The sequence below is a fragment of the Micromonospora sp. URMC 106 genome, assembly GCF_051386395.1.
In the GTDB taxonomy this organism is placed as follows: Bacteria; Actinomycetota; Actinomycetes; order Mycobacteriales; family Micromonosporaceae; genus Micromonospora.
The window spans coordinates 1-16,511 of the sequence record NZ_JBPQTP010000138.1; the positions used below are offsets into that span (position 1 = coordinate 1).

Annotated in this window: 14 protein-coding genes; 8 read left to right on the forward strand and 6 right to left on the reverse strand. The window is 74.0% G+C overall.

The annotated features are described in order from the left end of the window. Positions 1–43: 43 nt before the first annotated feature. The 6 genes from ACSNOB_RS28590 to ACSNOB_RS28615 form a co-directional block, all read right to left on the reverse strand. Positions 44–1,414: a pectate lyase family protein gene (locus ACSNOB_RS28590; RefSeq protein ID WP_436690102.1), complete on the reverse strand. Its 1,371-nt coding sequence runs from the start codon at positions 1,412–1,414 to the stop codon at positions 44–46. A gap of 185 nt (positions 1,415–1,599) precedes the next feature. Continuing rightward, positions 1,600–2,787 carry a Gfo/Idh/MocA family protein gene (locus ACSNOB_RS28595; RefSeq protein ID WP_436690104.1) on the reverse strand — a complete coding sequence of 396 codons (1,188 nt, stop codon included), beginning with the start codon at positions 2,785–2,787 and terminating at the stop codon, positions 1,600–1,602. Positions 2,788–2,837: 50 nt separating this feature from the next. Further along, positions 2,838–4,328: a mannitol dehydrogenase family protein gene (locus ACSNOB_RS28600; RefSeq protein ID WP_436690106.1), complete on the reverse strand. Its 1,491-nt coding sequence runs from the start codon at positions 4,326–4,328 to the stop codon at positions 2,838–2,840. After that, on the reverse strand, positions 4,319–5,623 hold the full coding sequence (locus ACSNOB_RS28605; protein ID WP_436690108.1) for an enolase C-terminal domain-like protein: 1,305 nt from the start codon (positions 5,621–5,623) through the stop codon (positions 4,319–4,321). The genes ACSNOB_RS28600 and ACSNOB_RS28605 overlap by 10 nt, the downstream gene beginning before the upstream one ends. Then, the gene (gene uxaC / locus ACSNOB_RS28610; protein WP_436690110.1) at positions 5,620–7,044 is read right to left on the reverse strand and encodes a glucuronate isomerase; all 1,425 of its coding nucleotides are present in this window, start codon (positions 7,042–7,044) and stop codon (positions 5,620–5,622) included. The genes ACSNOB_RS28605 and uxaC overlap by 4 nt, the downstream gene beginning before the upstream one ends. 30 nt (positions 7,045–7,074) lie before the next feature. Continuing rightward, complete coding sequence (locus ACSNOB_RS28615; RefSeq protein WP_436690112.1) at positions 7,075–8,403, reverse strand: Gfo/Idh/MocA family protein; 1,329 nt, start codon at positions 8,401–8,403, stop codon at positions 7,075–7,077. Positions 8,404–8,642: 239 nt separating this feature from the next. On the opposite strand from ACSNOB_RS28615, the gene ACSNOB_RS28620 reads away from it, so the two are divergent. The 8 genes from ACSNOB_RS28620 to ACSNOB_RS28655 all read left to right on the forward strand — a co-directional run bounded on the left by ACSNOB_RS28620 (position 8,643) and on the right by ACSNOB_RS28655 (position 16,038). Beyond that, positions 8,643–9,773, forward strand: a complete 1,131-nt coding sequence (locus ACSNOB_RS28620) for a LacI family DNA-binding transcriptional regulator (RefSeq protein WP_436690114.1) — start codon at positions 8,643–8,645, stop codon at positions 9,771–9,773. A gap of 19 nt (positions 9,774–9,792) precedes the next feature. Beyond that, the gene (locus ACSNOB_RS28625) at positions 9,793–11,139 is read left to right on the forward strand and encodes an ABC transporter substrate-binding protein (RefSeq protein WP_436690116.1); all 1,347 of its coding nucleotides are present in this window, start codon (positions 9,793–9,795) and stop codon (positions 11,137–11,139) included. A gap of 25 nt (positions 11,140–11,164) precedes the next feature. After that, on the forward strand, positions 11,165–12,148 hold the full coding sequence (locus tag ACSNOB_RS28630) for a carbohydrate ABC transporter permease (protein WP_436690118.1): 984 nt from the start codon (positions 11,165–11,167) through the stop codon (positions 12,146–12,148). A 91-nt stretch (positions 12,149–12,239) separates the two neighbouring features. After that, complete coding sequence (locus tag ACSNOB_RS28635) at positions 12,240–13,001, forward strand: carbohydrate ABC transporter permease (protein WP_436690128.1); 762 nt, start codon at positions 12,240–12,242, stop codon at positions 12,999–13,001. Continuing rightward, positions 12,998–13,618: a hypothetical protein gene (locus tag ACSNOB_RS28640; protein WP_436690120.1), complete on the forward strand. Its 621-nt coding sequence runs from the start codon at positions 12,998–13,000 to the stop codon at positions 13,616–13,618. The genes ACSNOB_RS28635 and ACSNOB_RS28640 overlap by 4 nt, the downstream gene beginning before the upstream one ends. Beyond that, positions 13,615–14,466, forward strand: a complete 852-nt coding sequence (locus ACSNOB_RS28645; protein ID WP_436690122.1) for a PmoA family protein — start codon at positions 13,615–13,617, stop codon at positions 14,464–14,466. Before ACSNOB_RS28640 ends, ACSNOB_RS28645 begins: the two co-directional genes overlap by 4 nt. Beyond that, on the forward strand, positions 14,463–15,449 hold the full coding sequence (locus ACSNOB_RS28650) for a sugar kinase (protein ID WP_436690124.1): 987 nt from the start codon (positions 14,463–14,465) through the stop codon (positions 15,447–15,449). Before ACSNOB_RS28645 ends, ACSNOB_RS28650 begins: the two co-directional genes overlap by 4 nt. Further along, a complete protein-coding gene (locus ACSNOB_RS28655; RefSeq protein WP_436690126.1) occupies positions 15,436–16,038 on the forward strand; it encodes a bifunctional 4-hydroxy-2-oxoglutarate aldolase/2-dehydro-3-deoxy-phosphogluconate aldolase in 603 nt (200 codons plus the stop codon). Before ACSNOB_RS28650 ends, ACSNOB_RS28655 begins: the two co-directional genes overlap by 14 nt. Positions 16,039–16,511 lie beyond the last annotated feature (473 nt).

The window sequence follows — 16,511 nt, forward strand, 5'->3', positions numbered from 1 at the left end:
TGTAGACGCCGGGCGCCGCGCGGGACGGCGCGACGCCCGGCGTCTACAGGGGCAGCCGGTCCGCGCCGGCCAGCGCGCCCACGACCGCCGGCACCGCGGGCGCCGGCAGCACGGGGCCGCGTCGCAGGGCCGGCGTCCAGCCGGCGTCCGGGGCCAGGTCCGGCTCGTGCGCCGCGTTGTACGCGCCCACCAGGTCGACCGGCCGGGCCCGGTCGCCGGCGGCGCGCACCCAGTTGCCGCGGGTGGTGACGGCGGTGCCGCCCCAGTCGTACAGCAGGTCGGCGGCCGCGACGCCGGCGCCGAGGCTGAAGAAGTTGTGCTCGGCGACCACGGCCGACTGGACCCCGACGCCGATCGCGTACGCGAATCCGTCGCCGGCCAGCCGGTAGTGGTTGTTCCACACGTCGACCTGGCCGAAGCGCACCCGGGGCAGCCGCTGGAGCACCCCGTCGAAGAGGTTGTGGCGCACGCTCACCCTGAGCCGCCCGACGTCCGGGCCGACCGTGTTGGACGAGCCGATCAGCATGACCTTGTCCCGCCCGACGAACCTGTTGTACGAGACGGTCACCAGGCTCGCCGTGTGCGTCACGTCCACCGACCCGTCGTGCACCTGGTACGGCCGGCCGAAGCGCAGCGGCTGGCCGCTGTCCGGGTTGTCGCCGTCGGTGAACGTGTTGTGGTCGATCCAGACGTGCTCGCTGCGGCGGACCGAGACCTGGTCGTACTGGGAGTTCCAGTTGCCGGCCTCGCCGTCAATCGGGGACCAGGCGGGGAAGCAGTCCCGGGCGTCGTCGAAGGTCAGGTTCCGCACGATCGTGTTGTGCGCGCCGTCGAGCATGAGCGTCAGCCCGGTCAGCCGGGCGCCGCGCAGGCCGACGATCGTCGTGTTCGGGCCCACGTTGATCTGGGTCTGCCGGGTCTGGTTCGCCACCGAGCGCACCCGCGCGGCCTCCAGCGGCCCGCTCGGCGCCACCCGCCCCCAGACCGCCGGGTCGTACGCGGCCAGGTAGGCCGCCAGCGAGTACCCCGGGTCGGCGAGGTCGGCGCAGTCCAGCGGGGTTCCGGTGGGCCCCTCGAAGCCGTCGACCACGCCCTCGACGTAGATGATCTTCGGGGTGGCGTTGCCCCGGTTCGTGGCGTTGTCTCCGCCGAGGGCCGCGACGAACTCGGCCCGGCTGGAGACCACGTGCACCTGGTCGGGCGTCGCGGCGGCGCCGCCGGTGGTGCCGGCGCCCTCGGCCGCCCAGCCGTCCCCGGCGGGCAGCGCCTGCCGGCCGAGGTGCCGGGCGGCCCGGGAGAGCCCGTCCCCGGCCGCGTCGACCGTGCCGTCCCGGGCCGGGGCGGCCGGCGCGCTCCCGGGTGTCGCCACGAGCGTGGCGGCGATCAACGCCCCGCCCACTGCCTGCTTCCACATGACTCGGACCACCTGTTCGTCGCCGCTTTCGATATGGGCAACGGTAGGTTTAGTGATTTATGCGAGTCAATGCGCGCCGTGTGCAGAAGTGTTGCAGAAGATCCCGATCGGCCGGTATCGTCCCGACCGCCTGAGGTCGGGTTGACGCTCTTATGTCCGATATGGACCCGCGCCGCGCGGGCCGGTCAGTTGCAGCGCGTTGCGGTCCCTCCCGCCCCGTCCAGGTCCCTGCGGTGCGGACGCACCGCCCACGGCACCCCCAGCTCCGACAGCAGCGCACCCTCCTCGGCCGCCCGGCGCAGCAGCCGGTTGACCCCGCGGACGGTCAGCACCCGGTCCGGTCCCGCGCCGGTGGCGGCGACGAGATCCCCGCCGAGGGGCGTCGGCTCCGGGGCGGCCGTGACCGCCTCCAGCACCGCCGTGAGCGGCGCCGTCCGGGCCAACGGCGCGATCAGCGGTACGCCCACCGGGTCGGCCCGGTGGGCGAGCAGGTTCTCCAGCAGCCCGCGCCGGCCCGGCACCTCGCGCGGGGCGGCGTCGCCCGGCAGCAGCAACCGGTCGGTCGGATACTCCAGTACGGCCCGCCCGGCGGTGCCGGTCACGATCACCTCGCCGGCGATGAGGTCCTCGCCGGCCAGGGTCACCGCCGCGACGACCGGCGGTCCCGAGCGCGAGCACACCCGCAGGGTCGCCGTGTCGTCCACCTCGATCGGCCGGACCCGGTAGCGCTCCACCTCGATGCGCACCGGTTCCACCGGCCCGTCCGCGACCGCCTCGGCCACCGCCAGGCACTGCATCACCGCGTGCGCCAGCGGGTTGGCCAGGGCGCCGTCGAGCACCGGCCGCCCGTGCAGGGTCCGCCGCCCGGCCCACGGCGCCCGCGCGTAGTAGCCGTCGGGGCGCTGCCAGGCCGCCACCGTGGCGATGCCGGTGACGCTGCCGAGCCGCCCCGCCCGGACCGCGCCGGTCAGCTCGGCCAGCGCCGCCGAGCCGAGCGCCTGGAAGCCGACCTGGCAGACCCGGCCCGTCGCCGCGAGCGCGGCGGCCAGCTCCCGGTGCTCGGCGGTGCTGAGCACCGGTGGCTTCTCCAGCAGCACGTCGGCGCCGGCGGCGAGGCAGTCCAGGGCGATCGGCAGGTGGGTGTGCGGCGGGGTGCACACCACCACCACGTCCGGCCGGGTCGCCCGCAGCATCTCCCGGTGGTCGGTGCCGACCAGCGTGCCGTCCGGCACCGGCGCCGCCGGGTCGTCCTCGACCGGGCGCACGTCGACCAGGGCGACCAGTCGCAGCCGCCCGGCGGCGTGCAGCGGGGCGACGACCCGCCGGTGCCACCGTCCGTGCCCGTTCGCCCCGACCACCGCGACCCCGGGCACGGCCCCCGTCGCAGGCGTCGGCGCCCGCACCGGGCCCGCCGGCTCGGCCGTCACCGGGCACCGGCCAGCGTCGCGGCGACCCCGTGCCGCTCCAGCGCGGTCAGCCAGGCCGTCACGTCCGCGCGGACCTCGTCGTCCTCGGCCACCTCGGCGGGAAAGACCTCGCGCAGCGCGAACACCGCGTCGACCGTCCCCGCCGGGGTCCGCGGGCCGGCGGCGAGCGCCGCGCGGATCTCCTCGGCGAGCGGGTCGGCGAGCGGCAGCGGGGTGCCGTCGTCGGCGTGGCCGAGGGCGAAGCGCAGCCAGGCGGCCACCACCAGCGTCGCCCAGCGCGCCGAGCGGCCACCGGCCCGCAGGTCGGCGATCGTGTGCAGGACCCGCTGCGGCAGCTTCTGCGAGCCGTCCATGGCCACCTGGAGGGTGCGGTGGTGGATCGCCGGGTTGGCGAACCGGGCCAGCACCTCCTCGCCGTACGCGACGACGGAGACGCCCTCGGGCGGGTCGAAGCTCGCGGCCACGTCCTCGGCGACCAGCCGGCGCAGCACCGTCGTCAGGTGCGGCAGGGCGAGCGCGTCGGCGATCGTCTCGCGGCCGGCGAGCGCGCCCAGGTACGCGGCGGCCGAGTGCACCCCGTTGAGGGTGCGCAGCTTCAACCGCTCCCACGGGCCCGCGTCGTCGGTGAGCACGGCGCCGGCCCGTTCCCAGTCCGGCCGGCCGCCCGGGAAGTCGTCCTCCACCACCCACTGCCGGTACGGCTCGGCGGTCACCGCGGCCAGGTCGACGACCCCGAGCGCCCGCTCGGCGGCGGCGAGGGTCTGCCCCGTGCTGGCCGGCACGATCCGGTCCACCATGGTGCCGGGAAAGCTGACGCACCCGCGTACCCAGTCGGCCAGCGCCTCGGGCGAGCCCGCGTACGCCATCGACTGCTCGACCAGGCCGCGCAGCCGGCGGCCGTTGGCGGGCAGGTTGTCGCAGCTGACCAGGGCCAGCGGCGGGCCCTGCGCGGCGGCGCGGGCGAGCAACCCGCGCAGCAGCAGGCCCGGCACGGTCCCCGGCGGCCGGTCGGTGCCCAGGTCGGCGGCGACCTCCGGGTCCGGCCGCAGCCGCCCGGTCACCGGGTCGAGCTGGTACGCCTTCTCGGTGACGGTGAGGGTGACCACCCGGATCGCCGGGTCCGCCAGCAGCGCCACCACGGCGGCCGGGTCGGCGGCGGCGTGCCGCGTCCCGGCCAGCGCGCCGATCACCCGGGTGTGGCATCCCTGCGCGCTGGTGGTGGTGACGCTGAACAGGTGGTCCTGCGCGGTCAGCGCCGCCACCACGTCCGGGCTGCGCGGTGCCACGCCGACGATGCCCCAGTCGCCGCCCGCCCGCGCCATCGCCTCCTCGGTGTAGACGGCCTGGTGGGCGCGGTGGAACGCGCCCAGCCCGAGGTGGACGATCCCGGCCGGCACGGTGCCGGGGCGCAGCAGCGGGCGGCTCTCCAGCGGCAGCCGCCGCAGCGTCCCGAGGCCGAGCCGGGCGGCGCCCACGGTCACCGCCACGCCGGCCCGTCCGGGAAGCGGAACCGCGCGATCGACTCCTGCTCCATCGTGGCGCTGTAGCCGGGCGCCTCCGGCAGCAGGTAGCGGCCCTCGCGGGTGCGCACCGGGTCGACGAAGTGCTCGTGCAGGTGGTCGACGTACTCCACCATCCGCCCGTCGAGACTGGTGCCGACGCGCAGGTAGTCGAAGACCGCCAGGTGCTGCACGTACTCGCACAACCCCACGCCGCCGGCGTGCGGGCAGATCGGCACCCCGAACTTCGCCGCCAGCAGGATCTCGGCGAGGACCTCGTTCACCCCGCCGACCCGGCAGGCGTCGATCTGCATCACGCCGATGGCCCCGGCCTGGAGCAACTGCTTGAAGATGACCCGGTTGGCCGCCACCTCGCCGGTGGCCACCCGGCACCGGCCCCCGGTCAGCTCCGTCACCGCCCGGGCGATCCGGGCGTGGCCGAGGATGTCGTCGGCGTGCGTCGGCTCCTCGATCCAGTACGGGTCCACCTCGGCCAGCGCGGTCATGTTGGTGATCGCCTCGTCGACGTCCCAGACCTGGTTGGCGTCCATCATCAGCAGCGCGTCCGGCCCGATCTCCGCCCGGATGATCCGCGCCCGGCGCAGGTCGTCGGCCGGCGGACCGCCGACCTTCATCTTCATCGCCCGCCACCCCCGCGCGTACGCCTGCCGGGTCAGCGCCCGGACCTTGTCGTCCGGGTAGCCCAGCCACCCCACCGACGTGGTGTACGACGGGAAGCCGTCCCGCTCCAGCTCGGCGCGGCGCTCGTCCAGCCCGACCAGCCCCTTGTCCAGGATGGCCGTGGCCTCGTCCGGGGTGAGCGCGTCGGTGATGTGGTGGAAGTCGATGCTGGCCACCAGCTCCGCGGTGGGCAGCTCGGCCAGCAGCTGCCACATCGGCTTGCCGGCGAGCTTGGCCCGCAGGTCCCAGACCGCGTTGACCAGCGCGCCGGTGGCCATGTGGATGACGCCCTTCTCCGGGCCCAGCCAGCGCAGCTGCACGTCGGCGCTCAGCGACCGCCAGAACGCCACCGGGTCGGCGAAGATCTCCTCGACGGTCCGGCCGGTGACGTGGTGGGCGAGGGCCCGGATCGCCCCGCAGGTCAGCTCGTTGCCCCGACCGTTGGTGAAGGTGAACCCGGCCCCGGTGACGCCGGCGTCGGTGCGCAGCTCGACGTAGCTGGCCGAGTAGTCGCCCCGGTTGATCGCGTCCGAGCCGTCGCCCGCGGCGGCGGTCGGGAACCGCACGTCGTGCACGTCGACGGCGGTGACGGTGACACTCACAGGACACTCTCTCCGATCTTGAAGACCTTCTTCGGCAGCCGGTACGCCAGGTCGACGATGGTCTCGCCGGCCTCGTCCTCGCCGAGCCGGTGCTCGGTGACCAGCCGGGCCAGGTAGGCGGCGTCGATCCGGCGGGCCACGTCGTGGCGCACCGGGATCGAGCAGAACGCGCGGGTGTCGTCGACGAACCCGGCGGTGTTGTAGAAGCCCGCGGACTCGGTGACCGACTCGCGGAACCGGCGCAGCACCTCCGGCGAGTCCAGGAACCACCAGGGCGCGCCCAGGTAGAGGGCGGCGTACCCGCCCGCCAGCGGCGCGAGTTCCCGAGTGAAGGTGTACTCGTCGAGGGTGTAGAGCACCACCCGCAGCCTCGGGTCGTTGCCGTGCGCGTCCAGCAACGGGGTCAGCGCGTGCAGGTACTCGGTGGCCTGCGGCAGGTCGCCGCCGACGTCCCGGCCGTGCCGCGCGTACAGCCAGCGGTTGTGGTTGCGCACCGCGCCCGGGTGCAGCTGCATGACGAGCCCGTCGTCCAGCGACATCCGGGCGAACTCCAGCAGCATGTGCGCCCGGAACGCCTCCGCGTCGGCGGCGTCGGCGAGCCCGCGCAGCCCCCGGTCGTAGAGCCGGGCCGCCTGGTCCGCGCCCAGGTCGAGCGTGCGCGCGGTGGGGTGGCCGTGGTCGGAGGAGGTGGCGCCGGCGGCGACGAAGGCCGCCCGCCGCTGCCGCAGCGCCGCCAGGTAACCGGCGTACGTGCCGGTGTCCTCGCCGGTGATCCCGCCGAGCCGGGCGACGTTGTCGGCCCAGCCGTCGAACTCCATGTCGACCACGTTGTCCGGCCGGAACGTGGTGATCACCCGCCCGCCGGGGCCGCCCCAGCCGTCGGCGGCGAGCTTGGCGTGCTGGCCGAGGTCGTCCAGGGGCGACTCGGTGGTGGCGAGCACCTCGATGCCGAACCGCTCGAACAGCGCCCGGGGCCGGAACTCCGGCTCCGCCAGCCGGGCCGCCAGCTCGTCGTAGACGGCGTCGGCCGTGGCCGGGGAGAGCGGGGTCTCCACCCCGAACACGTCGCGGAAGGTCTGTTCCAGCCACAGCCGGGAGGGGGTGCCCCGGAACAGGTGCCAGTGTGCGGCGAAGCGGCGCCAGATGACCCGGCCGTCGGTCTCCGCCGGGCTGCCGTCGACGGTGGGCACCCCCAGGTCGGCCGGGGGCACGCCCTGGCTGAGCAGCATCCGGGTGAGGTAGTGGTCGGGGACGATGAGCAGCCGCGCCGGGTCGGGGAACGGCCGGTCCTCGGCCAGGATCGCCGGGTCGACGTGCCCGTGCGGGGAGATGATCGGCTGGGGCGCGGCCAGCGCGTACAGCCGGCGGGCCACCGCGCGCTGCGCGGGGTCGGCGGGGAAGAGCAGGTCGGTCGTCGGCACGGGTGGGGCTCCTCGGAAGGTGTTCGCGGCTCAGGGGAGGTCGAGCAGGTCGGCGACCCGGACCGGGGCGCCGGTGGTGAAGGACCGGTTCGCGGCCAGCCCGGTGAGCAGGGCGAGGGTGCCGTCGCGGGCGGTCGCCGTGCGCCCCATGGGGTCGGGCTCGCCACCGAAGAGGACCCGGGTCATCCGGGCGTCGGCGCCGCCGTGTCCGGACCGGGCCTGTCCCCGCACCGGCACGACCCGCGGCGGCGCCCAGAACGGGCGCAGGGTCAGCGTGGCGGAGCCGGACTCGACGGCGGCCTCGTCGCCGTGCAGCGCCGCGCCCTTCAGCGCGCCGGCCGCGCCCGGGCTGACGTGGTCGCTCTCCACCACCTCCAGCTCCAGCCGGCCCCGGCTGCCGTTGACCATCACCCGGTAGCCCTCGTAGGGGGCGTACGCGGTGAGGTGGTAGGTCATCGTCGCGCCGGTGGAGTAGCGGGCGAGCACCGCCATGTCGTCCTCGATCGTCACGCCGGGGGCGAAGACGTTGCGGTCGCGCTGGTAGCCGTCCTCGGCCTCGGCGTCGAGGTAGAGCTCGCGCAGCCGCGGGTGCGCGTCGAGCCGCAGCGCGAACGGGTCGTCCTCGGCGGCGGGGGAGCCGTGCGCCCGGTCGTAGTCGCGGGCGTAGCCGTGCCGCCGGCCGGCCTCGCCGTAGAAGAACAGCCGTCCGGCGGCGTACACCTCGACGGGGGCGGCGCCCAGCCACCAGTTGACCAGGTCGAAGTGGTGGCCGGCCTTGTGCACCAGCAACCCGCCGGAGTGCGTCTTGTCCCGGTGCCAGCGGCGGAAGTAGTCCGCGCCGTGCCGCACGTCGAGCAGCCACTCGAAGTGCACCGAGCCCACCTCGCCGACCGCGCCCCCGGCGATCAGCTCGCGCAGCTTCTCGTGCAGCGGGTTGTAGCGGTAGTTGAAGGCGACCCGGACCTGCCGGCCGGTGTCGGCGACCGCGCCCAGGATCCGCCGGCAGCCCGCCGCGTCGACGGTCATCGGCTTCTCGGTGATCACGTCGCAGCCGGCCCGCAGCGCCGTGTCGACGTGCGCGGCGTGGGTGTCGTCCACGCTGGTCACCACCAGCACGTCCACCCGCTCCTTGTCGAGCATCGCCGCCAGGTCACCGGCCCGGTACGTCGGCACCGGCCGGTGGCCCAGCTCGCCGAGCCACCGGTTGTGGGCGTCCATCCGGGCCTGGTTGACGTCGGCGAACGCGACCAGTTCGGCGGTGTCGGCGTGGTCGCGCACCAGCGACCGGACGAACATCTCGGCCCGGGACCCGGTGCCCACGAGGGCGTGGCGGACCCGCTGACCGGCTCTGGACGACATGGCGACCGCCTCCCCGGGTGCTGCAAAGGTTTGCAGCGAAATAACCACGCACCGCGCCGCGCCGTCAACGATCGATGTCAAACCGGTGGCATAGATCCGCCTTGATGGCGATTTAGCTACATGGTGGGAGCGCGGCCGAAACGCACCCGTAACCATCCGCCGTTGACACCGGCACAACCGTTTGCATTAATTGGCGGCACCTGACGTGACCCCAGCCACATTGGACGAAGGGCCCCGCCGTGCCAGCCACCATCCGAGACGTCGCCCGGGCCTCCGGCGTGCACATCTCCACGGTCTCCCGCACGTTCTCGGCCCCGCACCTGGTCAACCCGGAGACCCGGGGACGGGTGCTGGCCTGTGCCGAGGAACTCGGCTACCGGCCCAACCGCGCCGCCCGCGCCCTCATCACCGGCCGTACGCACAACATCGGCCTGATCATCGCCGACATCGCCAACCCGTTCTTCCCACCGCTGATCAAGGCGGCGGAGAGCCAGGCGCGGCAGCGCGACTACCACGTCTTCGTGGCCGACACCAACGAGGACCCGGTGGCCGAGGAGGAGCTGGTCCACGCCCTCGCCAAGCAGGTCGACGGGGTGCTGCTGTGCAGCCCCCGGATGAGCAACAGCCTGATCGAGCAGCTCAGCCGCGAGGTGCCGCTGGTGGTGATAAACCGCCAGGTCGCCGGCCTGCCCTGCGTCACCATGGACGTCGGCCAGGGCGCCCGGTCCGCGGTCGAGCACCTGATCGGCCTCGGCCACCGGCGGATCGCGCTGCTCAGCGGGCCGCGCGGCTCGTGGACCAGCCGGGAGATCCGGCGCGCGGCCGGCGTCGCGGCCCGGGCCGGCGGCGCCGAACTGACCGTGCTCGGCCCCAACCAGCCCACCGAGACCGGCGGCGGGGCCCTCGCCGAGCAGGTCCGCCGCAGCGAGGTCACCGCGGTCCTCGCCTACAACGACCTGATGGCGATCGGCCTGATCGAGGAACTCGACGCCATCGGACTCCGCGTCCCCCGGGACGTCAGCGTCGTCGGCATCGACGACATCACCCTGAGCCGGCTCACCCGGCCCAAGTTGACGACGGTGGCCACGCCGACCGCGGCCGCCGGCCGGACGGCCGTCGACATGCTCCTGCAACACGACACCGTCGCCGCCCGCGGATCACGCGGCGGCGGCCGGAGCGGCGCCAGCGACGACCGTCGTACCACCGCACAGGTAATGCTCCAGACCGAACTGGTCATCCGCGACTCGACCGCAGCCGTGCCGGCTGACGGTCGGCCCCGCCCCGAAGCCGGGTTGGTCACCCCGGGCCCGCATCGCCTTGCGGGCCCGGGTCGCCCGACCGTGGCCACCGGCGGTGTCGTCGCCTCCTAACGCCAAGGAGTGAGCGCACATGCACCCCGCAACGCCCCCCACCACTGGCACGCCGGCCGTGCCCGTTCACCGTACCCCTGTCCACCGACGGCGGCTGATCCGCGGCCTCCTCGCCGCGGTCGTCGCCCTGCCCCTGCTCCTCGGCGCCGCCGGCTGCGGCGACGACGAGGCCAGCACCGACCCGAACGCCCCGGTCAAGCTCTCCATCTTCTGGTGGGGCGGTGAGGCCCGGGCCAAGCTGACCGAGGAGGCCCTCGCCCTCTACACCAAGAAGCACCCCAACGTCACCTTCGAGAAGACCTGGCAGGCCAACCAGGGCTACTTCGACAAGCTGGCCACCCTCACCGCCGGCGGCAACCCGCCGGACATCTTCCAGATCGACGACAACTACCTGGCCGAGTACGCGGCCCGCAGCACCACCCTCGACCTGACGTCCTACAAGGACTCCGGCGACCTCGACGTCTCCAAGTTCCCCAAGAGCCTCTGGCAGTACGGCGTGGTCGACGGCAAGCTCGCCGGCCTGGCCGCCGGGGAGAACACCCAGGGCCTGGTCTACAACAGGACGCTGCTGACGAAGAACGGCCTGCCCGAGCCGACCACGGGGATGAGCTGGGAGGAGCACATCGCCTGGGCCGAGCAGGTGGCGAGGAAGACCAAGGTCCCCGGCACCCAGGATCCGAGCGCCGACTACAAGGCGTTCTGGGTCTGGCTGCGCCAGCAGGGCAAGGACCTCTACAAGGGCAAGGAGCTCGGCTTCACCGCCGAGGACGTGACGAAGTGGTTCGAGCTGTGGAAGGGGGCCCGGGACCGGGGCGCCACCCCGACCCCCGACGTCATCCACGAGGGCAACGCCACCGACATCACCAAGCAGCTCGTGGTCACCGGCAAGGCCGCCACCAGCTGGGTCTGGGTCAACCAGATGCCGGAGCTGAAGAAGAACACGAAGGACGAACTGGGCGTGATCGCGTACCCCGGCGACCCGAGCGCCCAGTGGGCCCGCGCCTCCATGTACTGGTCGGTGTTCAAGGGCAGCAAGCACCGCGACGTCGCGGTCGACGTGATCAACTTCCTGGCCAACGACGCCGAGGCCGTCAAGATCCTCGGTACCGACCGGGGCCTGCCGTCCAACCTCGACCTGCGTCGCGTGGTCAGCGACGACGTCACCGACCCGGCGATGAAGCAGTCGATCCAGGTCGAGTCCGACCTGGCCCAGAAGTTCGGCGAGGCGCCGCAGGTCCCGCTCAAGGGGCACAGCAAGATCCGCGCCGAGCTGACCAAGGCCGCCGAGAACGCGCAGTACGGCCGGGCCACCCCCGCCCAGGCGGCGGAGCAGTTCGTCGCCGCCTGCACGTCCGCGATCGCCTGACCCAGGCACGGAGAGGAGCCGGCTCGTGGCCCTGACCACGGCGCCCGGCCCGACCCGACCGCGTACCGGATCCGTCCCGACCCCCGCCGGCAGGCGCGGGGCCGGGCGGACCGGGCACCGCGAGGGACTGGCCGGTTATGTCTTCCTGTCGCCCTGGCTGCTCGGCCTGCTGGCCGTCACGGCGATACCCATGCTCTTGTCGCTCTACCTGAGCTTCACCAACTACGACATCCTCACCCCCTGGTCCGAGGTGGAGTGGGTCGGGCTGGCCAACTACGAGCGGATGTTCACCGCCGACCCGTCCTACTGGCACTCCGTGCGGGTGACGCTCACCTTCGCGCTGGTGGCCGTGCCGCTGAAGCTGGCCGCGGCGCTCGGGGTGGCGCTGCTGCTCAACCGCGCCTGGCGCGGCGTCGGCCTCTTCCGCGGCCTGTTCTACCTGCCGTCCCTGCTCGGCGGCAGCGTCGCGCTGGCCATCGTCTGGGTCAACATGTTCAACCGCGAGGGCGCCTTCAACTCGCTGCTGAGCGTCTTCGGCATCCAGGGCAAGCCCTGGGTCAACGACCCCGACTGGGCCCTGGAGACCCTGATGGTGCTCGCCATCTGGCAGTTCGGCGCGCCCATGGTGATCTTCCTGGCCGGCCTGAAGCAGGTGCCCACCGAGCTCTACGAGGCCGCCTCCGTCGACGGCGCCGGCACGTGGCGGCAGTTCCGCAACGTCACCCTGCCGATGCTCTCGCCGGTGATCTTCTTCAACCTCGTGCTGGAGACCATCAACGGCTTCCAGGGCTTCACCGCCGCGTTCGTGCTCAGCAACGGCACCGGCGGCCCGGTCGACTCCACCCTGATGTACACGCTGAACCTCTACATCACCGGCTTCACCGACCTGGAGATGGGCTACGCCTCCGCCATGGCGTGGGTCTTCCTGGTCGCGATCGCCATCATCACCGCCATCTTCTTCAGCACCGGACGCTTCTGGGTGCACTACTCCGACGGGGAGGACCGGTGACAGCCACGGCAGCAGCCCCGCCGGCGGGCAGGCCCTGCGCCTGCTCGTCCTGATCGCGATCGTCGCGGTCGTGCTCTACCCGCTGTTCTGGATGATCGGTACGTCGCTGAAGAGCCAGGAGGAGATCGTCAGCAACATCGGCCTGCTGCCGGAGGAGTTCACCCCCGGCAACTACGCCGACGGGTGGACGAACTTCGACCTCAGCTTCGGCCGGTTCTTCCTGAACAGCGCCATGGTCAGCCTGCTGACCGTGATCGGCAACGCGGTCTCCTGCCTGCTCGCCGCGTACGCCTTCGCCCGGCTGCGGTTCCGGCTGCGCGGCGTCTGGTTCGCCGTCATGATCGGGACGCTGCTGCTCCCCGGCCACGTGCTGATCGTGCCGCAGTACATCCTCTTCCGCGGCCTCGGCCTGGTCGGCGGCGACTGGCCGTACCTGCCGCTGCTGATCCCGCAGTTCCTGGCCACCGAGGCGTTCTTCGTCTTCCTGATGGTGCAGTTCATGCGGGGCATCCCGCGTGAACTCGACGAGGCCGCCAAGATCGACGGCGCGAACGCCTTCGGCATCTTCCGGCACGTCATCCTGCCGCTGAGCCGGCCGGCGCTGGTCACCACGGCAATCTTCTCGTTCATCTGGACCTGGAACGACTTCTTCCGCCAGCTCGTCTTCCTCTCCGACCTCCAGGACTACACGGTGCCGGTGGCGCTGACCCTGTTCATCGACTCGACCAGCCAGAGTGCCGTCGGCCCGATGTTCGCCATGTCGGTGCTCTCGCTGCTGCCGGTGTTCCTGTTCTTCGTGGCCTTCCAGCGGATGCTGGTCGAGGGCATCAACACCAGCGGGCTCAAGGGATGAGAAACGACCGGGACGACGGGCCCGTCCGCCGCGACTGGCGGGACGTGCTCACCGACGCCACCGACCTGGCCGTGCTCGGCATCGCGCTGACCCTGGCCGCCCTGCCGGTGGTCACCTCGGCGGCGGCCGTCGCCGCCGCCAGCGCGGCCGTGCACGACCGGTACACCGACGGGTGCTGGCCCTGCGCGCGGGAGAACCTCACCCGGTTCGGCCGGGCGCTGCTGCCCGGCGCCGGGGTGAGCGTGCTGACGGTCGCCGTCCTCGGCCTGCTCGCCCTGGACCTCGCCGCGCTGGCCGGCGGCAGGGTCCCGGGCGGGGCGCCGCTGCTGCTGGTCACCACGCTGGTCGTCGCCGCCGTGGCCGGGTACGCCGCGCTGGCGGTCGTGGAGATCGGCCGCGCCGGCGGGCGCGGCTGGCGGGACGCGGCCCGCGCGGCCGCCGGTGTCTGCCGCGCCCGCCCCGGCACCTGGGCCGCCGCGTGCGGGGTGAGCGCCGTCGCCGCGCTGCTCGCCGTCCTGGTCACCCCGGTCGCGGTGCCCATCCTCGCCGGGTACGCCGTCGCCGCCCTGCACGCGGTCGCCCGCCGGGCCGTGCTCGCCCCGATGGGCCAGCCGTGACCGGCGACGACCGGCAGCTCAGCGTGGACGGCGTGCCGGTGGCCCGGTACGTCGTCGACCCCGCGATCGACCCCCGGCACGGGCCCCGCCCGTACCTGCATCCGGTGCGCACCCTCGGCGGCACGGTGGTCACCGACGCGTTCCCGGCCGACCACGTCTGGCACCTCGGCGCGTCCCTCGCCGTGCAGGACGTCGACGGCACCAACCTCTGGGGCGGGCGCACCTACGTCCGCGACGTCGGCTACACCTGGCGCGACGACCACGGCCGGATCGCGCACACCCGGTGGGAGACCCGGGACCCACAGCGGCTGGCGCACCATCTCCGGTGGCGCGACCCGAGCGGGTCGGTGCTGCTCACCGAGCGCCGGGAACTGGCCGCCCACCGGGTCGGCGAACGGGCGTGGGCCCTCGACGTCGGATACGCGCTGACCGCCCCCGCCGACCGGGACGTCACCCTGGGCAGCCCCGCCACCAACGGCCGACCCGGCGGCGCCGGCTACGGCGGCTTCTTCTGGCGGGCGGCCAGCGCCACTCCGGCCCGGGTGCGCACCGCCACCGCCGAGGGGGAGGAGGCGGTCAACGGCAGCGCCGAGCCCTGGCTGGCGTTCGCCGGCACCGGGCCGGACGGGTCCGCGTACACCCTCGTGCTGGCGGGGCTCGCGGACGGCGACCGGTGGTTCGTGCGGACCGCCATGTACCCGGGGGTCTGCGTCGCGTTCGCCTTCGACCGCCCCCGGGTGATCGCGGCGGGCACGAGCCACACCGGCCGGCACCGGGTGGTGGTCGCCGACGGGGACCTCGACCGGGCGACGGCCGCCGCCCTGGCCACCGGGCCGGTGCCGCGGTGACCGGGCCCGACCTGGTCACGGTCGGCGAGACGATGGTCGTGCTCACCCCCGGCGGAGCGGTGCCGCTGGACCGCGCCGAGGACCTCGCCGTCGGCGTCGGCGGGGCGGAGACCAACGTGGCCGGCTACCTGGCCCGGCTCGGTCACCACGCCCTCTGGGCCGGGCGGGTCGGCGACGACCCCTTCGGGCGCCTCGTCGTCCGGCACGTCGCCGAGGCCGGGGTCGACGTCCGCGCCGTGCACGTCGACCCGGACGCCCCCACCGGCCTGTACGTCAAGGATCCCGCCCCCGGCGGCACCCGCGTGCACTACTACCGGGCCGGCTCGGCGGCCTCCCGACTCGACCGCACCGTGCTGGACGACCCCCGCCTCACCGGCGCGCGCGTGCTGCACCTCTCCGGCATCACGGCCGCCCTCTCCGGATCCTGCCGCGCACTGGTGGAGCACGCCGTCACCCGGCGGCCGCTGGCCGGCGCGCTGGTCAGCTTCGACGTCAACCACCGCCCCGGACTCTGGCCCGCCGCCCTGGCCGGGCCCGTGCTGCACCGGCTCGCCGACCGCGCCGACCTGGTCTTCGTCGGCCTCGACGAGGCACGGACGCTGTGGGGGGTCGAGGACCCCGACGACGTACGCCGCCTGCTGCCCGGCCCGGACACGGTGGTGGTCAAGGACGGGCCCGTGGCCGCGACCGCGCTGCCCCGACACGGACCGGCCACCGTCGTGCCGGCGCTGCCGGTCACCGTGGTGGAGCCGGTCGGCGCCGGTGACGCCTTCGCCGCCGGCTACCTGGCGGCCCTCCTGCGCGACCTCGACCCGGCGGCCCGGCTGCGGTGGGGGCACCTGCTCGCCGCCCACGCGCTCCGGGTGCCCGGGGACACCGCCCCGGTGCCGGCCGCCGACCGGCTCGCCGAGCTGGCCGCCCTGCCCCCCGACCGCTGGACCAACCTCGACCTGTCGGAGGAACCGCTCGATGCCCGCACATGACTTCGCCCCGGTCTTCGGGACCGCCCGGGTGATGGTGATCCTGCGCGACCTGCCGGCCGACGAGACGCTCCGGCTCGCCCAGCGCGCCTGGGACCTCGGCATCGAGGTCGTCGAGGTGCCCGTCCGCACCCCGGAGGCCCTGACCGCACTGCGGGAGGCGGTCGCCGCGGGTCGCGAGCGCGGACGGCCGGTCGGGGCGGGCACGGTCTTCGGCGTCGAGCAGGTGGTTCGGGCGGCCGAGGCCGGCGCCGCGTTCACCGTCGCGCCCGGGCTCGACCTCGCCGTCGCGGACGCCGCGGCCGAGCGGGGCCTGCCGCACCTGCCCGGCGTCGCGACGCCCAGCGAGGCGCAGCGGGCCCGGGACCACGGGCTGCGGTGGCTCAAGGCGTTCCCGGCGGTCAGCCTCGGCCCGGCCTGGTTCCGGGCGGTCGCGGGGCCGCTGCCCGAGCTGCGCTTCGTCGCCACGGGAGGACTGGACGCGGGCAACGCGGGGGAGTTCCTCGCCGCCGGCGTACGGGTGGTGGCGGTGGGCTCCGCCCTGGCCGACCCCCGGCAGGTCGACCGGCTCGCCGAGCTGGCCGTGGGCTGACTCGGCGACCGGTTCCCCGGTTCCGCCGGCACCGTCGCTCCCCGCTGGGGCCGGAGCTGCCGTCCCGGCTGTGACGCGCGACGCCCGTCGCCGATTTGACGATCTTCCCGCGGGACGCGTAACTTTCTCTCTGCCAGCGCGGAACGGACGAAACGGGACGAAAGTCCTGGAGGCCGGAGCGCGGGAACAATCTCGGGTTCGGGTGGGTTGGACTCATCGGAGCCTGGACCGGGTGGTGCCCCGGATTCGCTGGGAGGCGGATTTGGCGGGGTGGAGCTGACCGGGTATGGTTGTCGACCGGCAGGGAACCGGGCGTGTTCGTGGGAGACTGCGGCGGCCGGCTTGTCGGAATCCACTTTCGGGAGCGGCGGGAGCCGGTCTTGTTGTGGTGCTCGGAATTGGGTTGACGTGGTGTGGGTCGCGACAGAGCGGTTTGACACGGCGGAAATCACCGGGTAACGTGGTAAAAGTGC